General features: G+C 65.5%; 17 protein-coding genes and 1 pseudogene. 13 read left to right on the plus strand and 5 right to left on the minus strand.

Annotated elements, in window-relative coordinates; genetic code table 11:
* Positions 1-26: 26 nt before the first annotated feature.
* Together AC1DYM_RS04515 and AC1DYM_RS04520 are read left to right on the plus strand one after the other, a co-directional pair.
* Positions 27-1,070, plus strand: a complete 1,044-nt coding sequence (locus AC1DYM_RS04515) for a Dyp-type peroxidase (protein ID WP_477336357.1) — start codon at positions 27-29, stop codon at positions 1,068-1,070.
* Complete coding sequence (locus AC1DYM_RS04520) at positions 1,063-1,860, plus strand: family 1 encapsulin nanocompartment shell protein (RefSeq protein ID WP_477336359.1); 798 nt, start codon at positions 1,063-1,065, stop codon at positions 1,858-1,860. The genes AC1DYM_RS04515 and AC1DYM_RS04520 overlap by 8 nt, the downstream gene beginning before the upstream one ends.
* 11 nt (positions 1,861-1,871) lie before the next feature.
* Here AC1DYM_RS04520 and AC1DYM_RS04525 read toward each other — a convergent pair whose 3' ends face one another.
* On the minus strand, positions 1,872-2,561 hold the full coding sequence (locus tag AC1DYM_RS04525) for a type 1 glutamine amidotransferase domain-containing protein (protein WP_477336361.1): 690 nt from the start codon (positions 2,559-2,561) through the stop codon (positions 1,872-1,874).
* A gap of 201 nt (positions 2,562-2,762) precedes the next feature.
* On the opposite strand from AC1DYM_RS04525, the gene AC1DYM_RS04530 reads away from it, so the two are divergent.
* Both AC1DYM_RS04530 and AC1DYM_RS04535 read left to right on the plus strand, forming a co-directional pair.
* Positions 2,763-4,085 (plus strand): epoxide hydrolase family protein, encoded by a 1,323-nt coding sequence (locus AC1DYM_RS04530; protein ID WP_477336363.1) that lies wholly within the window; start codon positions 2,763-2,765, stop codon positions 4,083-4,085.
* An 89-nt stretch (positions 4,086-4,174) separates the two neighbouring features.
* Entirely contained in the window at positions 4,175-5,716 is a 1,542-nt protein-coding gene (locus AC1DYM_RS04535; RefSeq protein ID WP_477336365.1) for a methyl-accepting chemotaxis protein, read from the plus strand.
* A gap of 39 nt (positions 5,717-5,755) precedes the next feature.
* Here the strand turns inward: AC1DYM_RS04535 and AC1DYM_RS04540 are convergent, their stop codons facing one another.
* Genes AC1DYM_RS04540 through AC1DYM_RS04550 form a run of 3 tightly spaced genes read right to left on the minus strand, consistent with a single transcriptional unit; the run spans position 5,756 to position 7,337 of the window.
* Positions 5,756-6,448 carry an SOS response-associated peptidase gene (locus tag AC1DYM_RS04540; protein WP_477336367.1) on the minus strand — a complete coding sequence of 231 codons (693 nt, stop codon included), beginning with the start codon at positions 6,446-6,448 and terminating at the stop codon, positions 5,756-5,758.
* 48 nt (positions 6,449-6,496) lie between these two features.
* Positions 6,497-6,886 (minus strand): hypothetical protein, encoded by a 390-nt coding sequence (locus AC1DYM_RS04545; protein WP_477336369.1) that lies wholly within the window; start codon positions 6,884-6,886, stop codon positions 6,497-6,499.
* A 46-nt stretch (positions 6,887-6,932) separates the two neighbouring features.
* Positions 6,933-7,337: a hypothetical protein gene (locus tag AC1DYM_RS04550; protein WP_477336371.1), complete on the minus strand. Its 405-nt coding sequence runs from the start codon at positions 7,335-7,337 to the stop codon at positions 6,933-6,935.
* A gap of 152 nt (positions 7,338-7,489) precedes the next feature.
* Between AC1DYM_RS04550 and AC1DYM_RS04555 the strand changes: the two genes are divergently transcribed.
* The 6 genes and pseudogenes from AC1DYM_RS04555 (at position 7,490) to AC1DYM_RS04580 (ending at position 12,376) form a co-directional block, all read left to right on the plus strand.
* Positions 7,490-7,894 carry a hypothetical protein gene (locus tag AC1DYM_RS04555; RefSeq protein ID WP_477336373.1) on the plus strand — a complete coding sequence of 135 codons (405 nt, stop codon included), beginning with the start codon at positions 7,490-7,492 and terminating at the stop codon, positions 7,892-7,894.
* A 67-nt stretch (positions 7,895-7,961) separates the two neighbouring features.
* A complete protein-coding gene (locus tag AC1DYM_RS04560; protein ID WP_477336375.1) occupies positions 7,962-8,201 on the plus strand; it encodes a hypothetical protein in 240 nt (79 codons plus the stop codon).
* A gap of 102 nt (positions 8,202-8,303) precedes the next feature.
* Positions 8,304-8,528 (plus strand): hypothetical protein, encoded by a 225-nt coding sequence (locus AC1DYM_RS04565; protein WP_477336377.1) that lies wholly within the window; start codon positions 8,304-8,306, stop codon positions 8,526-8,528.
* Positions 8,529-8,603: 75 nt separating this feature from the next.
* A pseudogene (locus AC1DYM_RS04570) lies at positions 8,604-11,006 on the plus strand (DEAD/DEAH box helicase); the annotation flags it as partial.
* 236 nt (positions 11,007-11,242) lie between these two features.
* Positions 11,243-11,995: a ribonuclease H-like domain-containing protein gene (locus tag AC1DYM_RS04575; RefSeq protein WP_477336379.1), complete on the plus strand. Its 753-nt coding sequence runs from the start codon at positions 11,243-11,245 to the stop codon at positions 11,993-11,995.
* A gap of 231 nt (positions 11,996-12,226) precedes the next feature.
* Entirely contained in the window at positions 12,227-12,376 is a 150-nt protein-coding gene (locus AC1DYM_RS04580) for a hypothetical protein (RefSeq protein ID WP_477336381.1), read from the plus strand.
* A 110-nt stretch (positions 12,377-12,486) separates the two neighbouring features.
* Here the strand turns inward: AC1DYM_RS04580 and AC1DYM_RS04585 are convergent, their stop codons facing one another.
* Complete coding sequence (locus AC1DYM_RS04585; protein WP_477336383.1) at positions 12,487-13,071, minus strand: FMN-dependent NADH-azoreductase; 585 nt, start codon at positions 13,069-13,071, stop codon at positions 12,487-12,489.
* 122 nt (positions 13,072-13,193) lie between these two features.
* Here AC1DYM_RS04585 and AC1DYM_RS04590 point away from each other — a divergent pair, with 122 nt between their 5' ends.
* Genes AC1DYM_RS04590 through AC1DYM_RS04600 form a run of 3 tightly spaced genes read left to right on the plus strand, consistent with a single transcriptional unit; the run spans position 13,194 to position 16,168 of the window.
* Complete coding sequence (locus AC1DYM_RS04590) at positions 13,194-14,222, plus strand: LysR substrate-binding domain-containing protein (protein ID WP_477336385.1); 1,029 nt, start codon at positions 13,194-13,196, stop codon at positions 14,220-14,222.
* 9 nt (positions 14,223-14,231) lie between these two features.
* Complete coding sequence (locus AC1DYM_RS04595; protein ID WP_477336387.1) at positions 14,232-15,377, plus strand: pyridoxal phosphate-dependent aminotransferase; 1,146 nt, start codon at positions 14,232-14,234, stop codon at positions 15,375-15,377.
* Entirely contained in the window at positions 15,365-16,168 is an 804-nt protein-coding gene (locus AC1DYM_RS04600) for an amidohydrolase (RefSeq protein ID WP_477336389.1), read from the plus strand. The genes AC1DYM_RS04595 and AC1DYM_RS04600 overlap by 13 nt, the downstream gene beginning before the upstream one ends.
* Positions 16,169-16,256: the final 88 nt, after the last annotated feature.

Raw genomic sequence — 16,256 nt, forward strand, 5'->3', positions numbered from 1 at the left:
TGCCCTTCCGTGGAAAGGAGCCCTTCGTGGCTACCGTCGTTGCGCAACCCGTCGTCGCCACGCTTACGCGCTCGGCCATCTTCCTCGTCCTCAAGGTCAATCCGGGCAGTAGCGCCGAAGAAGCCGTCCGCTCGCTCTGCGGCGACCTGGCCGGGCTGCTTCGCGCGGTCGGTTTTCGCGACCTCGACGGCCGGCTGAGCTGCGTCCTGGGCTTCGGCTCGGAAGCCTGGGATCGCCTGTTTGCCGGTCCACGTCCCGTGGAACTGCACACCTTCAGGGAAATCAACGGCGTGCACCGTGCGGTGTCGACGCCGGGCGACATCCTGCTGCACATCCGTGCCACCCGTGAGGATCTCTGCTTCGAGTTCGCCACGCAGGTGATGTCGCGTCTTGGCGATGCAGTTATCGCGCTCGACGAGGTGCACGGGTTCAAGTATTTCGACGACCGCGACCTGATCGGCTTCGTCGACGGCACGGAGAATCCACAGGATGCCGACGCCATCGAGGCGGCCGTCATCGGTGACGAAGATGCCGACTTCATCGGCGGTAGCTACGTGATCGTGCAGAAGTACCTGCACGACCTCAAGCGCTGGAACGCCGTGCCCGTCGAGGCGCAGGAACGCATCATCGGCCGGCAGAAGCAGACCAACATCGAGCTGGACGATGCGGTCAAGCCGTCCTACGCGCACAACGTGCTCACCTCCATCGTCGAAGACGGTGTCGAACTGGACATCGTGCGCGACAATATGCCGTTCGGCGAAGTGGGCAAGGGCGAGTTCGGTACCTATTTCATCGGTTACGCACGATCGCCGGCGCGCACGGAACAGATGCTCACCAACATGTTCGTCGGCAAGCCGCCCGGCAACTACGATCGCCTGCTCGACTTCAGCACGGCAGTCACCGGCAGCCTGTTCTTCGTACCCTCGGCGACCTTCCTCGACGGTATCCCGGATGCACCGGTCGCGCAGGCCGCCGGACAACGCGACGCGAACGGACAAGACAACAAGCCACGCGCATCGGATGGTTCACTCGGTATCGGTTCGCTAAAGACGGAGAACACGCATGAATAATCTTTTTCGCGAACTCGCACCCATCAGCGGCGGCGCCTGGGAGCAGATCGAAGACGAAGCGACACGTACGCTGAAGGAATACATGGCGGCGCGACGCATCGTCGATGTCGTCGGTCCCCGGGGCTACGACTATGCCGGCGTCGGCACGGGTCACACGCGCACGATCGACACGCCCCACGACGGCATCCAGGCGCGGCAGCGCCAGGTCGCCGCGATGGTCGAACTGCGTGTGCCGTTTGCACTGTCGCGCCAGGATCTGGACGACGTGGCACGCGGCTCGAACGATCCGGATCTTCAGCCGTTGAAGGATGCCGCCAGGCAGCTGGCCTTCGCCGAAGATCGCGCTGTCTTCGATGGCTATGCCGCCGCCGGCATCGCCGGTATCCGCAACACCTCCAGCAACGCGTCGATTGCCCTGCCAGCGGACCTGACGGCCTATCCGGTGGCGGTCGCGCAGGCCCTCAATGCACTGCGCCTCGCCGGCGTGAACGGCCCCTACCGGCTGGCGATCGGCGCCAAGGCGTACGCCGACCTCAACGGGGCCACCGATGAAGGCTACCCCGTTTTCCGCGAGCTGCACGCGATGCTCGACGGCGGCATCGTCTGGGCACCTGCGATCGAGGGTGGCGTGCTGACCACGACGCGCGGTGGCGACTTCGAGATGCACCTCGGCCAGGACGTTTCCATCGGCTACGACTCGCACGACGCGAAGGAAGTCCGCCTGTACCTGCAGGAGACCTTTACCTTCCTGTCGCTGACGACGGAAGCGTCCGTCAGCCTCACGGCCTGACCCTCGCGCAGTCAGGCTTTCTGCAACGTGGCCATCAAGGCGAGCAGCGCCTTGGCGGTCACGGTCGACGAGGCCGGGTTCTGCCCGGTGATCAGGTGGCCGTCGGTGATCGTGAAGGGCTCCCAGTTGGCGACCTTCTCGAACTTGCCACCCAGCCGCTGTAATTCGTCTTCGACCAGGAAGGGGACGACCTTGATCAGGCCCACCGCCTCTTCCTCGTCGTTGGTAAAGCCGGTCACCCGCTTTCCCTTGACGATGGATTCGCCCTTGTACTTCACGTGGTGCAATACGCCGGGTGCGTGACATACCGTGGCGACCGGCTTGTCCGCGTTGTAGAAGGCTTCGATCAGCGCGATGGATACCGGGTCTTCGGCGAGATCCCACATCGGCCCGTGGCCGCCCGAATAGAAAATCGTATCGAAGTCCTTCTCGGCGACGCTGTCCAGCTTCACCGTGTCGGCGAGAACCTTGAGTGCGGCGGGATCGGCCTTGAAGCGCGTCTGCGCCGGCGTCTGGTTGTCCGGCTCGTCGCTCTTCGGATCGATGGGCGGCTGGCCGCCCTTGGGCGATGCGACCGTGACCGACACGCCGGCATCCGTGAACACGTAATAAGGCGCGGCGAATTCCTCGAGCCAGAAGCCGGTCTTGCGTCCCGTGTTTCCCAACGTGTCGTGCGACGTGAGCACCATCAGAATCTTCATGGGATACCTCCACAGCGGCCCCCCGCTCTCCACTCTAGCGCCGTTTTTTTCGTCGCGACAATCATCCGCAGGTATGAGTGGGCGTCGCAAGATCGTCACGTTCAAACCGACGGGGGCGCTTCCAAGACGGTGATTTGCCTATCGGGGACGCTGCCTGAACGTTTCAACGGCCGATGGGTTCGTCAACGAAGGGGTATGGTCATGGCGTCACAATTCATGCGCTCCACGCGTTTGCAGTTCCTGACCGCCGCGGTCATCGCCGGCGCCATGTGTACCGTCCTGCCGACACCCAGCCACGCTGCCGGTGTGTCACCTGTTCAGGCGGCACCGCAGGCCGACGATACGTCGATTCGCCCCTTTCCGAAGATCCACTTCTCCGACGAGGCGCTCCAGGACCTGCGCCGGCGTATCGCTGCCACCAGCTGGCCGAGCCCGGAGCTTGTGCCGGATGCGACGCAAGGCGTGCAGATCGCCACGTTACGCAAACTGGCCGACTACTGGCAGTCCGGTTACGACTGGCGAAAGGTCGAGGATCGCCTTAACGCGCTTCCGCAATTCGTGACCACGATCGATGGCGTGGACATCCACTTCATCCACGTGCGCTCGAAGAACAAGAACGCCTTGCCGATCATCATCACGCACGGCTGGCCGGGCTCGATCATCGAGCAGATGAAGGTCATCGATCCGCTGGCGAACCCAACAGCCCACGGCGGCAAGGCGTCGGACGCCTTCGACGTGGTCGTACCATCGCTGCCGGGCTACGGCTTCTCGGGCAAACCGACCGTCGTGGGCTGGGATCCCCAGCACATCGCACGCGCCTGGACCATCCTGATGAAGCGTCTCGGCTACAAGCACTTCGTGGCGCAGGGCGGCGACTGGGGTGATGCGGTGACCGAACAGATGGCCGTGCAGGCACCGCCGGAGCTGCTCGCGATCCACACCAACATGCCCGCGACCGTGCCCGACGATATCGCCAAGGATCTTGCGGCCGGCGCTCCCGCGCCCGCGGGCCTGGCACCCGACGAAAAGAACGCGTACGAGATGCTCGACACGTTCTACAAGCATGGCCTGGGTTACGCCCAGGAGATGACGAATCGGCCACAAACGCTTTATGGACTCGAAGACTCGCCGGTCGGCCTGGCGGCCTGGATGCTCGATCACGATGCGCGAAGCTATGCCTTGATCACCCGCGTGTTCGACGGCACGCCCGAAGGTCTCTCGCGCGACGACATTCTCGACAACGTCACGCTGTACTGGCTGACGCATACGGCAGTGTCCTCGGCCCGGCTGTATTGGGAGAACAAGCTGGCGTTCTTCGAACCCAAGCACGTCACCATTCCGGTGGCGGTGAGCGTGTTCCCGGATGAAATCTATGCGGCACCAAAGAGCTGGGCGGTGAAGGCGTTCCCCAAGCTCATCCACTTCAACACCTTGCCCAAGGGCGGCCACTTCGCCGCCTGGGAGCAGCCGGACGAGTTCGTTTCCGAGATCCGGACGTCGTTCAAGACGGTTCGTCCGAAGTAGTAGCCCTGCAAAACGTGCATAGCTGATATGGCTAAACGAAGAAGGCGATGGGCCGATAGCCCATCACCTTTTCTCGGAAGAAACGCACGATGCGATTTACGGTAGGACGCAAGATTTTCGCCGCCATGAGTGTCGGCTTTGTCATCGCATTGGCGCTGGGCGGTGTGGGCCTGATGGCCCTGAACGCCACCTTCGGGGATCTGGACACCACCTTCCACCGCAACCTGCTGCCCGTGGCGCAGGTGGGGCATATTCGCGCGGCGATTGCGACCCAGCGCGGTGCCGTCAGTCGTGCGCTGCTGTTCGCGACCACGGATGCCGCTGAAGGCGCATCGCGCCTCATTGGCACGCTGGACCACGATATCGACACGCGTTGGCAGTCCTATCGCGGCGAAAGCCTGCGTTCGGCCGATGAGGAAAGCGCGGCGCACGAGTTCGAGGACGCGCGGCGCGCCGTGAGTCCGCTGATGACCCAGTCGCTTGGCTTGCTCCGTGATGGCAAGCACAAGGAAGCGAGCGAGCTTGCCCTGCACGACCTCGCCGCGGCGTTCGACCGCGAGAGCGCCGCCATCCTGCGTAACGTGACGCTGAACGAGAAGGCCGCGGGCGACCAGTTCGCCGCTGCCCAGGGCCGTCATAACCGCGCCATCGTGACCAGCCTGCTGATCACCGCAGCGGGGCTCATCGTGTTGTGCATCGCCGGCTGGCTGCTGCTCCGTTCGGTCATGGCACCGCTGCGGGTGGCGAGCAGACTCGCCTCCGAGATCAGCCAGGGTGCGTTGAATCATCGCCTGGAAGTCAGCGGCGACGACGAGCTGAGCGATACGTTGCGCTCCCTCGGCGCCATGGACAGGACGCTGGCCTCGGTGGTCGATCAGGTCCGCCAGGGGGCGAGAAGTGTGTCGCAGGCGGCCGCGGAGATCTCGCAGGGCGTCGACGACCTGTCGCAACGCACCCAGTCGCAGGCGGCCTCACTCGAGGAAACCGCCGCGTCCATGGAGCAGATGGCGGCGTCGGTCCGGCAGAATTCCGAAGGCGCTCGCGTCGCGTCGACGATGACCCGCGATCTTCATACGGATGCCAGGCGCGCGGCTGAGGTGGCGCGGTCGGCGGAGGAGGGCATGCAACGCATCCAGGCGGCGACGGGCAGCATTTCGGATATCGCCGGACTGATCGACGAAATCGCCTTCCAGACCAATCTCCTTGCCTTGAACGCCGCCGTGGAAGCGGCACGCGCAGGCGATCACGGGTTGGGTTTCGCCGTCGTTGCGGCCGAGGTCCGGCGCCTTGCGCAGCGTAGTGCGACGTCCTCGCGCGACATTCGCAAGCTCGCCGCGGAGACGGGTGAAAGCGTGACAGCCGGTGCGGACCTGGTGCGCTCCACAGGGCGTTCGCTGGAGGACATTCACCTGGGCACCGCACGTGTCGCGACCATCATCGGCGAGATCGCCGCGGCCTCGAACGAGCAGGCCTCCGGTGTCGATCAGGTCGTGCAAGCGGTCTCCGCGCTGGACGACGCCACCCAGCGGAACGCGGCGCTCGCGGAAGAGGCGAGCGCCGCGAGTCGCACTTCGCTGGAGCTGGCGCAGGGCCTGTCCGAACAGATGGCGTTTTTCCGTCTCATCCCGTGACGAAGCGATCTCCGGCCGCTGATCGCCCGGCGCGTCGCCTCAGTCACTCAGCTCGATGGGCTCGACCAGTTCGGGGCCGTTGTTTTTCGGCGAGCTGACGGCCTTGGTCACCGGGTAGTAGACGAGGTCCGGCTCGTTCGCCGCGTCGATCGCTGCCACGGCCTTGTCGACATCGGCGAACAGCCAGTCTTCCCAGGATGCCGGTGCGAGAATGACCGGTTGACGGTCATGGATGTCACCGCCCACCTTGCCGGGCTCGCCGGTGATGATGGCGTACGTGCGCAGCGGTTTGTCGTCCGCATCGCGCCAGGTTTCCCACAACCCCGCGAAGACCATGAGGCTGCCGTCGGGTGGCCGCACGAAGTACGGCTGCTTGTGGCCTTTCTCGCCCTGCCACTCGTAGTATCCGGACGCGGGAACCAGGCAGCGGCGCCGACGCATGGCGGCGCGGAAGGCGGGTTTCGCAGCAATGCCCTCGCGGCGGGCGTTGATCAGCTTCGCGCCGATGCCGGCGTCTTTCGCCCAGGAAGGTATCAGACCCCATCGATACGCCCCCACGTGCAATGCGGCATCTTCATGCGTCACCACGAGGGCGCGTTGCGTCGGCGCGATATTGAAGTGATCGTCGCGCTGGTTGATCTCGCTGATGAGGTCCAGCTCGAGGCGTTCGAGCACCTCGCGGGCTTCGCGAGACACACTGACCGGGCCGTAGGTTGCGTAGCGTCCGCACATGATGGCGAGACTAAGGCGGCGATCATGCCGACGGCGTGTACGCGCCGGTCAGGACACCGGTCGCGACTGACGTGCCCGCTCGACCGCATCGAGCAGCTGTTCGCGATCGAAGGGCTTGACCAGGAACACGGCCGAGCGCGGCGCCGGCTCGAGATCCTCCGGCAGGCGGCTGGATACGATCACGATGGCCGTGTCCGGGCGATCGCGAAGCGCGGCGTTGAGCAGTTCCCGGCCGCGCCGCTCGCCGGGAATGTCGGCATGCACCACCATCAGGACGAGTTCGTCCATCTCCTGGAAAGCCTTACGGGCATCGCGGTAGGTCACCGTCGCCCGGGTCTCGTAGCCGGCGTCTTCGAGCACCATTGCCACCGTCTCGGCAACCATGCTCGCCCGGTCGAAGACCAGGGCGGACGGCGCGGATGACGGCTTGGGGTTCATGGGAGGGAGTCTATCCCTCCCGGGCTTTCTTTGGGGTGTCGGCGTGTCAGCCGGCCGGCTCCTGCGGCGGCCACTCGGCGTTGATGGTCTTGACCCGGGTCATCAGCTCGCGGACTTCCTGGTTCCGGTCCGCGATACGCTGCTCTTCGGCGGCCCGCTGCGCGGCGAAGTCCTGGTTGGTGCCCTGGACCGCCTCGTGGACGAGCCGGCAGGTTTCCTCGACGTTGGTCGCGCGGGTGTGGAAGCCGAGCCGATCGGCCAGGATTTCCATTTTCAGGCCCGGGTGGGTCTGCTCGAGCCCGCGGGCGCGGACGATGAAGAATTGCTGCCAGTCGCGCTCGGGGGCGCCACTGAGTACCGCTTCCACGCGCGGGATGTCCGGCCGGTCGAACTGCTCGGTGTCGTCGATCGCCTCGAACGATTCGATGTCGATCCAGTCGCGGCTGGCCATGGGCGCTTCCTTGGGTAGGGTTGAAGGGGTGGGCGCGGGATTGTTGGCGCGCGGATGTCTACGCGACGTGGGGACGCGGCGGAGCCCGTGCTTTCACAGATCGTGCACGGTCGGAAACCAATGCTCTTCACATTCCCCGTGGAGCCATCCCCATGCGTTATCTCGCCTTTGCCGGTGTCGTGCTGCTCGCCGGCTGCGCTACCCAGAACCAGCGTCACGTCGGCATCCACGACGTGCTCTCGAGCACCACGTTCTCCAACCAGGACGCGGCCGACGGCGATGCCACGCTCAATGTGGTGCGTGAGCAGGGTCTCTGGGGCGCGGGTTGCTCCAGTGCCATCTATCTGGACGACAAGATGGTCGCGGATATGGAAATTGGGCAACAGCTGGTGCTCCACGTCCCGTCGGGCACGCGCAAGCTCAGCGTCTACACGCATGGCGCTTGCAACGGCGAACGACTCGATGCCGATGCCACCGTGGGCCAGGGCGAGACGAAAACCTTCTCCATCCCCGCCAGCGGCGACGGCCTGGCAGCGCAGGCACCGCCCAAAGCGTGACGCGACTTGTCTTCCTGGTCGCGAGGGCGTAAGAATCGAGGCACACCGCCCAGGTTGGAGCTGCATCGTGCATCGTCGAACCGTTGGCCAGTATTCGGTGGAAGTACGCACGCTGCGGGCACCCTCGGGCGTCTGGAAAGCTGCCTACATCGTCGAGCCCGCCCTGCATGCGGGCCCGCGTGATTTCGTCATGATCACGCTACTCGAGGAATTCGACGACGAACGCGTGGCGGTCGACGCCGCGATGGAGCGAGGCATGAGCCACGCCGACTGGCTCGATGTGGCGCGCCGAACGTATACTGGTTGACGTGACCAGGGCGCCGACCTCGTCGTAACGCCTCCGCGACGACCTCCCACCTAGCTTCGCCTGCATGAGGGCCGCCGGTCTTCTTCCGGCGGAGTGTCATCCTTGCAGCGCACGATCCTCTACGTTCCCTTCAACGCGTCGGCACACGGTCAATGGACCCTGCGCCGCAATGCCGAGCTGGTCGGTCAGTTTCCTACCCGCGACGAGGCCGTACGCCACGCGCTCGCGCTCACGGCGTCGATCCAGAACCTGCCCGGGCACGAAGCGGCGATCAAGGTGGAAGACGAGGCAGGCGTCTGGCGCGTGGCCGATAGCGCGACGCTCTAGGCCTTTTCGGCAGGCGTCGCAGGATGTGAGACCGCCGGGCGCGATAACAGGCGCCCCTGTCTCCCGGATGCCGCCATGGCTGCCTACCTCAAAGCCCGCCTCACCGATGAGGCGGATTCCGCCCTGGCGGTCAGCCATGACGGCAGCACGCTGGCCCGGCGACTCAGCGTCAAGTACAGCGATCGTGTCGCGACGGCATTTACCGTCTTCGGCCGGGAAGGCCAGTTCGTCCCGCTCCCCGACGACCTGCCTGCCGGCCTGTCCAAAGCGCTGACCGCGCACGGCATCGAGCGCCTCTACAGCCATCAGCAGGAAGCCTGGGAGGCTGCCCGCTCGGGCCGGAACGTCCTGGTCTCGACACCGACGGCCTCGGGCAAGACGCTCTGCTACACCTTGCCGGTGATCGCGTCGGTGCTGGAGGCCGGGGCCAAGGCCCTGTACCTGTTTCCGACCAAGGCGCTGGCGCAGGATCAGGTCGCCGAACTGCTCGAGCTCAACCGGGCCGGTGACCTCGGCGTGAAAGCCTTCACCTTCGACGGCGACACGCCCGGCGACGCCCGTCAGGCCATCCGGCTACACGGCGACGTGGTGGTCAGCAATCCCGACATGCTCCATCAGGCGATCCTTCCCCATCACACGAAGTGGGCGCAGTTCTTCGAGAACCTGCGTTACGTGGTGATCGACGAAATCCATACCTATCGCGGGGTGTTCGGCTCGCACTTGGCCAACGTGCTGCGGAGGCTCAGGCGGATCTGTGCCTTCTACGGCGTCACCCCGCAGTTCATCCTCTGCTCGGCCACCATCGGCAATGCCACCGAGCATGCGCAGGCGCTGATCGAGGACGAGGTCGTCACCATCACGCACAGTGGCGCGCCCAGTGGCGACAAGCACATCCTGCTGTGGAATCCACCGGTCATCAATCCGGATCTCGGGCTGCGCGCGTCGGCACGCTCACAGACCAACCTGATCGCACGCGTGGCGATCAAGGCGAAGATGAAAACGCTGGTCTTCGCGCAGTCGCGACTGATGGTCGAGGTCCTGACCAAGTACCTCAAGGATGTTTTCGATCACGATACGCGGCTGCCGGCCCGTATCCGTGCGTACCGTGGCGGTTACCTGCCCACCGAGCGACGCGAGGTGGAGCGCGCCATGCGTGCCGGCGCCGTCGACGGCATCGTCTCCACCTCGGCGCTCGAACTGGGTGTCGACATCGGCAGCCTCGACGCGGTGGTGCTCAATGGCTATCCGGGATCGATCGCCGCCACCTGGCAGCGTTTCGGCCGGGCAGGGCGACGGCAGCAGCCCTCGCTCGGCGTGCTCGTCGCCACCAGCGCGCCGCTCGACCAGTACCTGATGCGCCACCCGGCCTTCCTCACCGAGGCAACGCCTGAGCAGGCCCGCATCCAGCCCGACCAGCCCCTGATCCTGCTCGACCACATCCGTTGTGCGGCCTTCGAACTGCCCTTCATCGCCGGCGATGCCTTCGGCCCCGACGACGCTGGCCCGTATTTGCAGGTGCTCGCCGAGGCCGAAGTGCTGCACCAGGAGGGCGACCGTTGGGAGTGGATCGCCGACAGCTACCCGGCCAATGCCGTGAGCCTGCGCTCCGTGGCCGATGGCAACTTCGTCGTCGTCGATCGCACCGACGGACGGCAGGCGATCATCGCCGAAGTGGATTACTCAGCCGCGGCGTTGACGCTGTACGAAGGCGCGATCCACATGATCCAGTCGGTGCCCTACCAGGTCGAGAAACTCGATTGGGAAGGGCGCAAGGCGTRTTGCACGCGCACCCGCGTCGACTACTACACGGATGCCATCGACTACACCAAGCTGAAGGAACTGGAGTGCTTCGACGGCAGCACCTCGGGCGAGGGAAGCGCCCGCCACGGCGAGGTACACGTGGTGCGTCGTGTGTCCGGCTACAAGAAGATCCGGTATTACACGCACGAAAACATCGGCTACGGACCGGTCAACCTGCCTGACCAGGAACTGCATTCCACCGCGGTGTGGTGGCAGTTGCCGCAGAGCGTGCTCGACGAGGCCTTCCGTTCGCGCCAGCACGCGCTCGATGGATTCCTCGGTGCGGCGTATGCCCTGCACACGGCGGCCGTCGTCGCGGTGATGGCCGAGCCGCGCGATCTGCAGAAGGCGGTGGGCTCGGGCGACGGCGGCTGGTCGGCCCAGGTGGACGCCACGGGGCGCGGTCAGATTCGCGCACCGGATGGCGGTCTGGCGTTGGCCGATGCACTCGACCGCTTCCTGCCGACGGTTTACCTCTACGACAACTTCCCAGGAGGCGTCGGTCTCAGCGAGCCGCTGTTCCTGCGCGCCACCGAACTGCTCACCCATGCACTCGCCACCGTCGAAAGCTGCGAGTGCAAGGCCGGCTGCCCCGCCTGCGTCGGTCCCGTCCTCGCCGCCGACGAGCATCGCGACGTCACACCCCGCGCACTCGCGGCCCGCGTCCTCCGCCTGCTCGGTGCTGGCGCGTGACTGACCTCGCCTCACGCCTGGCCGCCCTCCGCCGCCAAGCCGGCGGAAAACCCGCTCAGACAGGCGGAACGCAGGCTGTCGTAGGAGCCGATTCATCGGCGAAAGGGGCTGGCCTCGCTCCGCAGGGATCGCCGATAAATCGGCTCCTACCGAGCGCCAGGGGCGTCTCTGGCGAACCGTCCTCCAACAAACTCGCCGTCGACCTCGCTGCGCTCCGCCGCATGGCCGGTGTACGCGAACGGCTCGGCCAGCCGCGCCTGCCGCCGCGCACCTTCAGCCGTGACGTTCCGGGCGAAGAGATCGCTCCGGGCCTGCGCTACCTCGAACAACGCTACGCGTGGCCGGACGCCCCCGCGGAACTCGATCTCACCTTCGCACGCCTGACCAGCGCCCGTCGCGAACACCTGCTGCATTTCGATACCGAAACGACCGGCCTCGCCGGCGGGACCGGCACGCGTGCTTTCATGATCGGCGCAGCGGATTGGCATGACGGTGGGCTGCGCGTGCGTCAGGTCTATATCACCACCATGGCGGCCGAAAGCGACATGTTGAAGGCGTTCGCCGGGTGGGTCGACGCGGATACCGTGCTCGTCAGCTACAACGGAAAATCCTACGACGCGCCGTTATTGGCGACGCGCTATCGACTCGCACGCATGAACAACCCGCTCGCCGGGTTGATGCACGTCGACCTGTTGCATCCCATGCGTCGGCGCTACCGCCAGGTGTGGGAGAACTGCAAGATGCAGACGGCGGAACGACACCTGCTGCGGATCGTGCGCGAGGACGACCTGCCGGGTTCGGAGGCGCCTCGTGCGTGGCTGACCTATCTTCGTGGCGGTTCGTCGGGCGATCTCGTGCGTGTCGCCGCGCACAATCTGCAGGACGTGCGAAGTCTCAGTGGCCTGCTGGTCGAGGCCCACGGCTGGGCAGGGCAAGACGCAGCACCCGATTCGCCGCGCGGTAACGAAAAATAGACGGCGACCCGCGCACGCTCACCTGACTTCTTTCAAGCGCGAGGAGACGAGACATGAGCGAGGCGACCAAACCCTGCGACCACGACGGGTGTAATTGCCAGATTCCCGTGTCGCGTGACTTCTGCAGCGAGAGCTGCCGCATGGCGGCCGAAAGCCAGAACGTCGGAGGCGCCTGCGAGTGTGGCCACGCGGCCTGCCAGCAACGGCAATGACAAGACGCAGGAGAGCAAGATGACTGACGACAAGAAAGACCAGCCGACATCCGGCTATCGCGAAGAAAACCTGAAGCCTTCGCAGGGCAAGCCCAAGGTTCCCGGGGAAGGACACCCGAAGGAATCACAGAACAACCCCGATCAGAAGCCCGGCAAGCAGGGCTCCTGATCAGGGTCTCAATCATGACGCTCTCTGTAGGAGCCGATTCATCGGCGATCAGGTGCTTGCCTCACCCTTGCCCGCTGCCGCGGGATCGCCGATGAATCAGAGCAAAGCAATCAGGCTGCCTTGCGGATGACGGCACCGATCGAAGCGATCGCGCCACCGACGGCCTTGGCCTTGTGGTCGTCGCTCATGGCGACGCCCTCGGCGCGGACGAATTCGATGTCGGTGACACCGAGGAAGCCGAAGATGGCACGCAGGTAGGGTTCCTGGAAGTCCATGCCGGCGGCGGGTGCGCCCTGGCTGTAGACGCCACCACGCGACGATGCGATGACCACGCGCTTGCCGCCTGCCAGGCCTTCCGGGCCGTTCGCGGTGTACTGGAAGGTCTTGCCGGCGACCGTAATGCGGTCGATCCAGGCCTTCAGCGAGCTGGTGATGCTGAAGTTGTACATCGGCGCGCCGATGACGACCACGTCGGCGGCAAGAAACTCCTCAAGCACAGCGGCGCTTTCGGCGGCGGCCGGATCGTTTTCGCCGGCCGGCAGGCCCCAGTGACCAAGCGGGGCGGCATGGAGATCACGGTAGGTGACTTCGACGCCCGGATGGTTCTGGACGAACTCCGCCACGATCGCTGCCGTCAGGCCGCGGGAAACGGAGTAGGCGCCGAGCGCGCTGGCATCGAGATGCAGGAGTTTCATGGGTGTTCCTCAGTCGTAAACCGCAGGTCGCGGCACGGGGGAAACGATACGCCGGCGACAATCGCCTGATTAGCCCGCCTGGAGTAGACTCATTGTTTCGAATCAGAAACGACGGATGCCCGATGGACGGCGCGCTGCAAGACCTTAACGATCTCTACTTCTTCGCCTCGGTGGTCGAGCACGGCGGGTTCTCGGCGGCCGGCCGCGCCCTGGGTATCCCCAAGTCCCGCCTGAGCAAGCGTATCGCCCAGCTCGAGGATCGCCTCGGGGTCCGGCTGCTCCAGCGGACAACGCGCCGTTTCGTCGTCACTGAGATCGGCGAACGCTTCTACGCCCATTGCCGGGCCGTGCTGGAAGAGGCGCGCGCCGCCCAGGACGCCGTGGACGAGCTGCGCACCGAGCCCCGCGGCATCGTCCGCGTGAGCTGTCCCGTCTCGCTGGCGCAGAACGTGCTCGGTCCGATGCTGCCGGCCTTCCTGCTCGAACATCCCAAGGTCCAGGTGCGTGTCACCGCGACGAACCGCCGTGTCGACGTCATCGGCGAGGCCTTCGACGTCGCGATCCGCGTCCGCGAGAAGCTCGACACGGACGCCACGCTCGTTCTGCGCAGCATCGGCTACGCGCGCAACCTGCTGGTCGCAAGCCCGAAGTTCCTCGACAGCAACGGACGCCCGAAGACGCTCGACGAACTGGCGGCGCTGCCCGCCCTGTCGATGTACGAGCACGAAGGCGCCCAGGTGTGGGAACTGGTCGATTCCAACGGCAAGAAGGCGGCGGTCGAGGTCAAGCCGCGGCTGGTCAGCGGCGATTTCACGGTGCTGATCGCCGCTGCCGTGCAGTGTTGCGGTGTCGCGCTGTTGCCGGAGGATTATTGCGGCCCGCTGATCTCCAGCGGTCAGCTGGAGTGGGTCCTGCCCGAGTACACCACGGCCCAGGGTACCCTCCACTTCGTCTACCCGAGCCGCCGGGGCCTGTTGCCGGCCATCCGTAGCTTCGTCGACTTCCTTGCCGACCGCCTGCCCAAGGCGCAGGCGGAGTTCCACAAGGACTGCGACAAGGTCGCCGCCGACCCCAGCAAGGCGGCAGCGATCACCATGGCCCGCATGTTAGGATCGAGCCCTTCGGCCACGTTTGGCCGTCCAAACGAGTAAGGATGTTCGATGCAGCTCGAAACCAAGCTTCCCAAGGTCGGCACGACTATCTTCAGCGTCATGAGCCAGCTCGCGCTGGAACACAAGGCGGTCAATCTGGGCCAGGGTTTTCCTGATTTCGAGCCGCCGGCGCCGTTGCGCGAGGCGATCACGCGGGCCATGGCCGAGGGCAAGAACCAATACGCCCCGGGCATCGGCATCCCCAAGCTGCGCGAGCAGATCGCCGCGAAAACCGAGCGCCTGTACGGCCATCGGGTGAGTCCGGACACCGAGGTGACGGTCACCTCGGGTGCGACCGAAGCCTTGTTCTCCGCCATCGCCGCCGTGGTGAGGGCAGGGGAGGAAGTCATCGTTTTCGACCCATGCTACGACAGCTACGAGCCGGCGATTGAGCTGCAGGGCGCCACCGCGGTGCATATCCCGCTGACGCTGCCCACCTTTGCGATCGACTGGCAGCGCGTGCGCGACGCCGTGACGCCGAAGACGCGCATGATCCTGATCAATTCGCCGCACAATCCGTCGGGCGCCGTGCTGTCGCGCGCGGACCTGGACGAACTCGCCGCCATCGTGCGTGACACCAGCATCGTGGTGCTGTCCGACGAGGTCTACGAGCACATCGTGTTCGACGGTGCGGAGCACCAGAGCGTGCTGCGTCACGAGGAACTGGCTACCCGCAGCATCGTGGTTTCGTCGTTCGGCAAAACCTACCACTGCACCGGCTGGAAAGTCGGTTACGCCATCGCGCCCAAAGCGCTCACGGCCGAGTTCCGCAAGGTGCACCAGTACCTGACGTTCTGCACGTTCAATCCCGCGCAGTGGGCGTTCGCCGAATTCCTCGAATCGACGCCGGAGCATTACCTCGATCTGCCCGCGTTCTATCAGGCCAAGCGTGATCGCTTCCGCCAGCTGATCGCGCCGTCGCGGTTGAAACTGCTCGACGTTCCGGGCGGCTACTTCCAGCTCGTCGACTACAGTGCGATCCGCGATCTGGACGATATCAACTTCAGCGAGTGGCTCGTCCGCGAAGGCGGCGTCGCCGCGATTCCGCTGAGCCCGTTCTACGAAAGCGCACCGGACACGCGGCTGGTCCGGCTGTGCTTCGCCAAGAACGACGCCACGATGGAAGCCGCCGCGGAGCTCCTGTGCAAACTCTGACCGTTTCGCTCATCCAGGGCGCGACGCGCTGGCATGACGCTGCCGGCAATCGCGAGTACTACGGCAACCTGGTGCGCAGTGCCGCACCCAGCGACCTCATCGTGCTGCCGGAAACCTTCCTCTCGGGCTTCACCAACGACACGCTGGCCAACGCCGAAACCATGGACGGTACCAGCGTGGCGTGGATGCGTGCGCTGGCCACCGAAGTGAACACCACGCTCACCGGCAGCCTCGTCATTCGCGAAGGCGATACGGTATTCAACCGGTTGCTGTGGGCCTCGCCGGACGGTTCGCTGGCCTACTACGACAAGCGCCACCTGTTCCGCATGGCCGGCGAGCACACCCGCTACGGCGGTGGCAACGAGCGGCTCATCGTCGAGCTGAAGGGTTGGCGCATCCTGCCGCAGGTCTGCTACGACCTGCGCTTCCCGGTGTGGCTTCGCAACGGTCGCCGCGAGGAAGCCGCCGGCGGCATGGACTACGACCTGGCCCTGTTCGTGGCCAACTGGCCGGCGCCGCGACGCCACCCGTGGCGCACCTTGCTGCGTGCCCGTGCGATCGAGAACCTCGCTTACGTCATCGGTGTGAACCGCGTCGGCGTGGATGGCAACGACCTTCCTTACGCGGGCGACAGCGCGGTGATCGATCCGGTGGGCGAAGCCCTGGTGGAACTGGGTACGCAGGAGCAGGTCGTCACCGTGTTGCTGGATCCCGCACCGCTGAAGGCCCATCGCGACCGCTTCCCGGCATGGATGGACGCCGATCGCTTCGCCCTGGACACCACCGCCTGACCCCCGCCGTTGTAGGAGCCGATTCATCGGCGATCCCGCGGCAGCGGGCCAGGGTGTGGCCAGCACCCATTCGCCGATGAATCGGCTC

Source organism: Luteibacter sp. P1_D3, from assembly GCF_056406135.1.

What these genes read in the sequence shown, in the direction of transcription:
- AC1DYM_RS04520 (WP_477336359.1), top strand. Translation starts at nt 1,063, where the DNA reads ATGAATAATCTTTTTCGCGAACTCGCACCCATCAGCGGCGGCGCCTGG.
- AC1DYM_RS04525 (WP_477336361.1), bottom strand. Translation starts at nt 2,561, where the DNA reads ATGAAGATTCTGATGGTGCTCACGTCGCACGACACGTTGGGAAACACG.
- AC1DYM_RS04530 (WP_477336363.1), top strand. Translation starts at nt 2,763, where the DNA reads ATGGCGTCACAATTCATGCGCTCCACGCGTTTGCAGTTCCTGACCGCC.
- AC1DYM_RS04535 (WP_477336365.1), top strand. Translation starts at nt 4,175, where the DNA reads ATGCGATTTACGGTAGGACGCAAGATTTTCGCCGCCATGAGTGTCGGC.
- AC1DYM_RS04540 (WP_477336367.1), bottom strand. Translation starts at nt 6,448, where the DNA reads ATGTGCGGACGCTACGCAACCTACGGCCCGGTCAGTGTGTCTCGCGAA.
- AC1DYM_RS04545 (WP_477336369.1), bottom strand. Translation starts at nt 6,886, where the DNA reads ATGAACCCCAAGCCGTCATCCGCGCCGTCCGCCCTGGTCTTCGACCGG.
- AC1DYM_RS04550 (WP_477336371.1), bottom strand. Translation starts at nt 7,337, where the DNA reads ATGGCCAGCCGCGACTGGATCGACATCGAATCGTTCGAGGCGATCGAC.
- AC1DYM_RS04555 (WP_477336373.1), top strand. Translation starts at nt 7,490, where the DNA reads ATGCGTTATCTCGCCTTTGCCGGTGTCGTGCTGCTCGCCGGCTGCGCT.
- AC1DYM_RS04575 (WP_477336379.1), top strand. Translation starts at nt 11,243, where the DNA reads ATGGCCGGTGTACGCGAACGGCTCGGCCAGCCGCGCCTGCCGCCGCGC.
- AC1DYM_RS04580 (WP_477336381.1), top strand. Translation starts at nt 12,227, where the DNA reads ATGACTGACGACAAGAAAGACCAGCCGACATCCGGCTATCGCGAAGAA.
- AC1DYM_RS04585 (WP_477336383.1), bottom strand. Translation starts at nt 13,071, where the DNA reads ATGAAACTCCTGCATCTCGATGCCAGCGCGCTCGGCGCCTACTCCGTT.
- AC1DYM_RS04590 (WP_477336385.1), top strand. Translation starts at nt 13,194, where the DNA reads ATGGACGGCGCGCTGCAAGACCTTAACGATCTCTACTTCTTCGCCTCG.
- AC1DYM_RS04595 (WP_477336387.1), top strand. Translation starts at nt 14,232, where the DNA reads ATGCAGCTCGAAACCAAGCTTCCCAAGGTCGGCACGACTATCTTCAGC.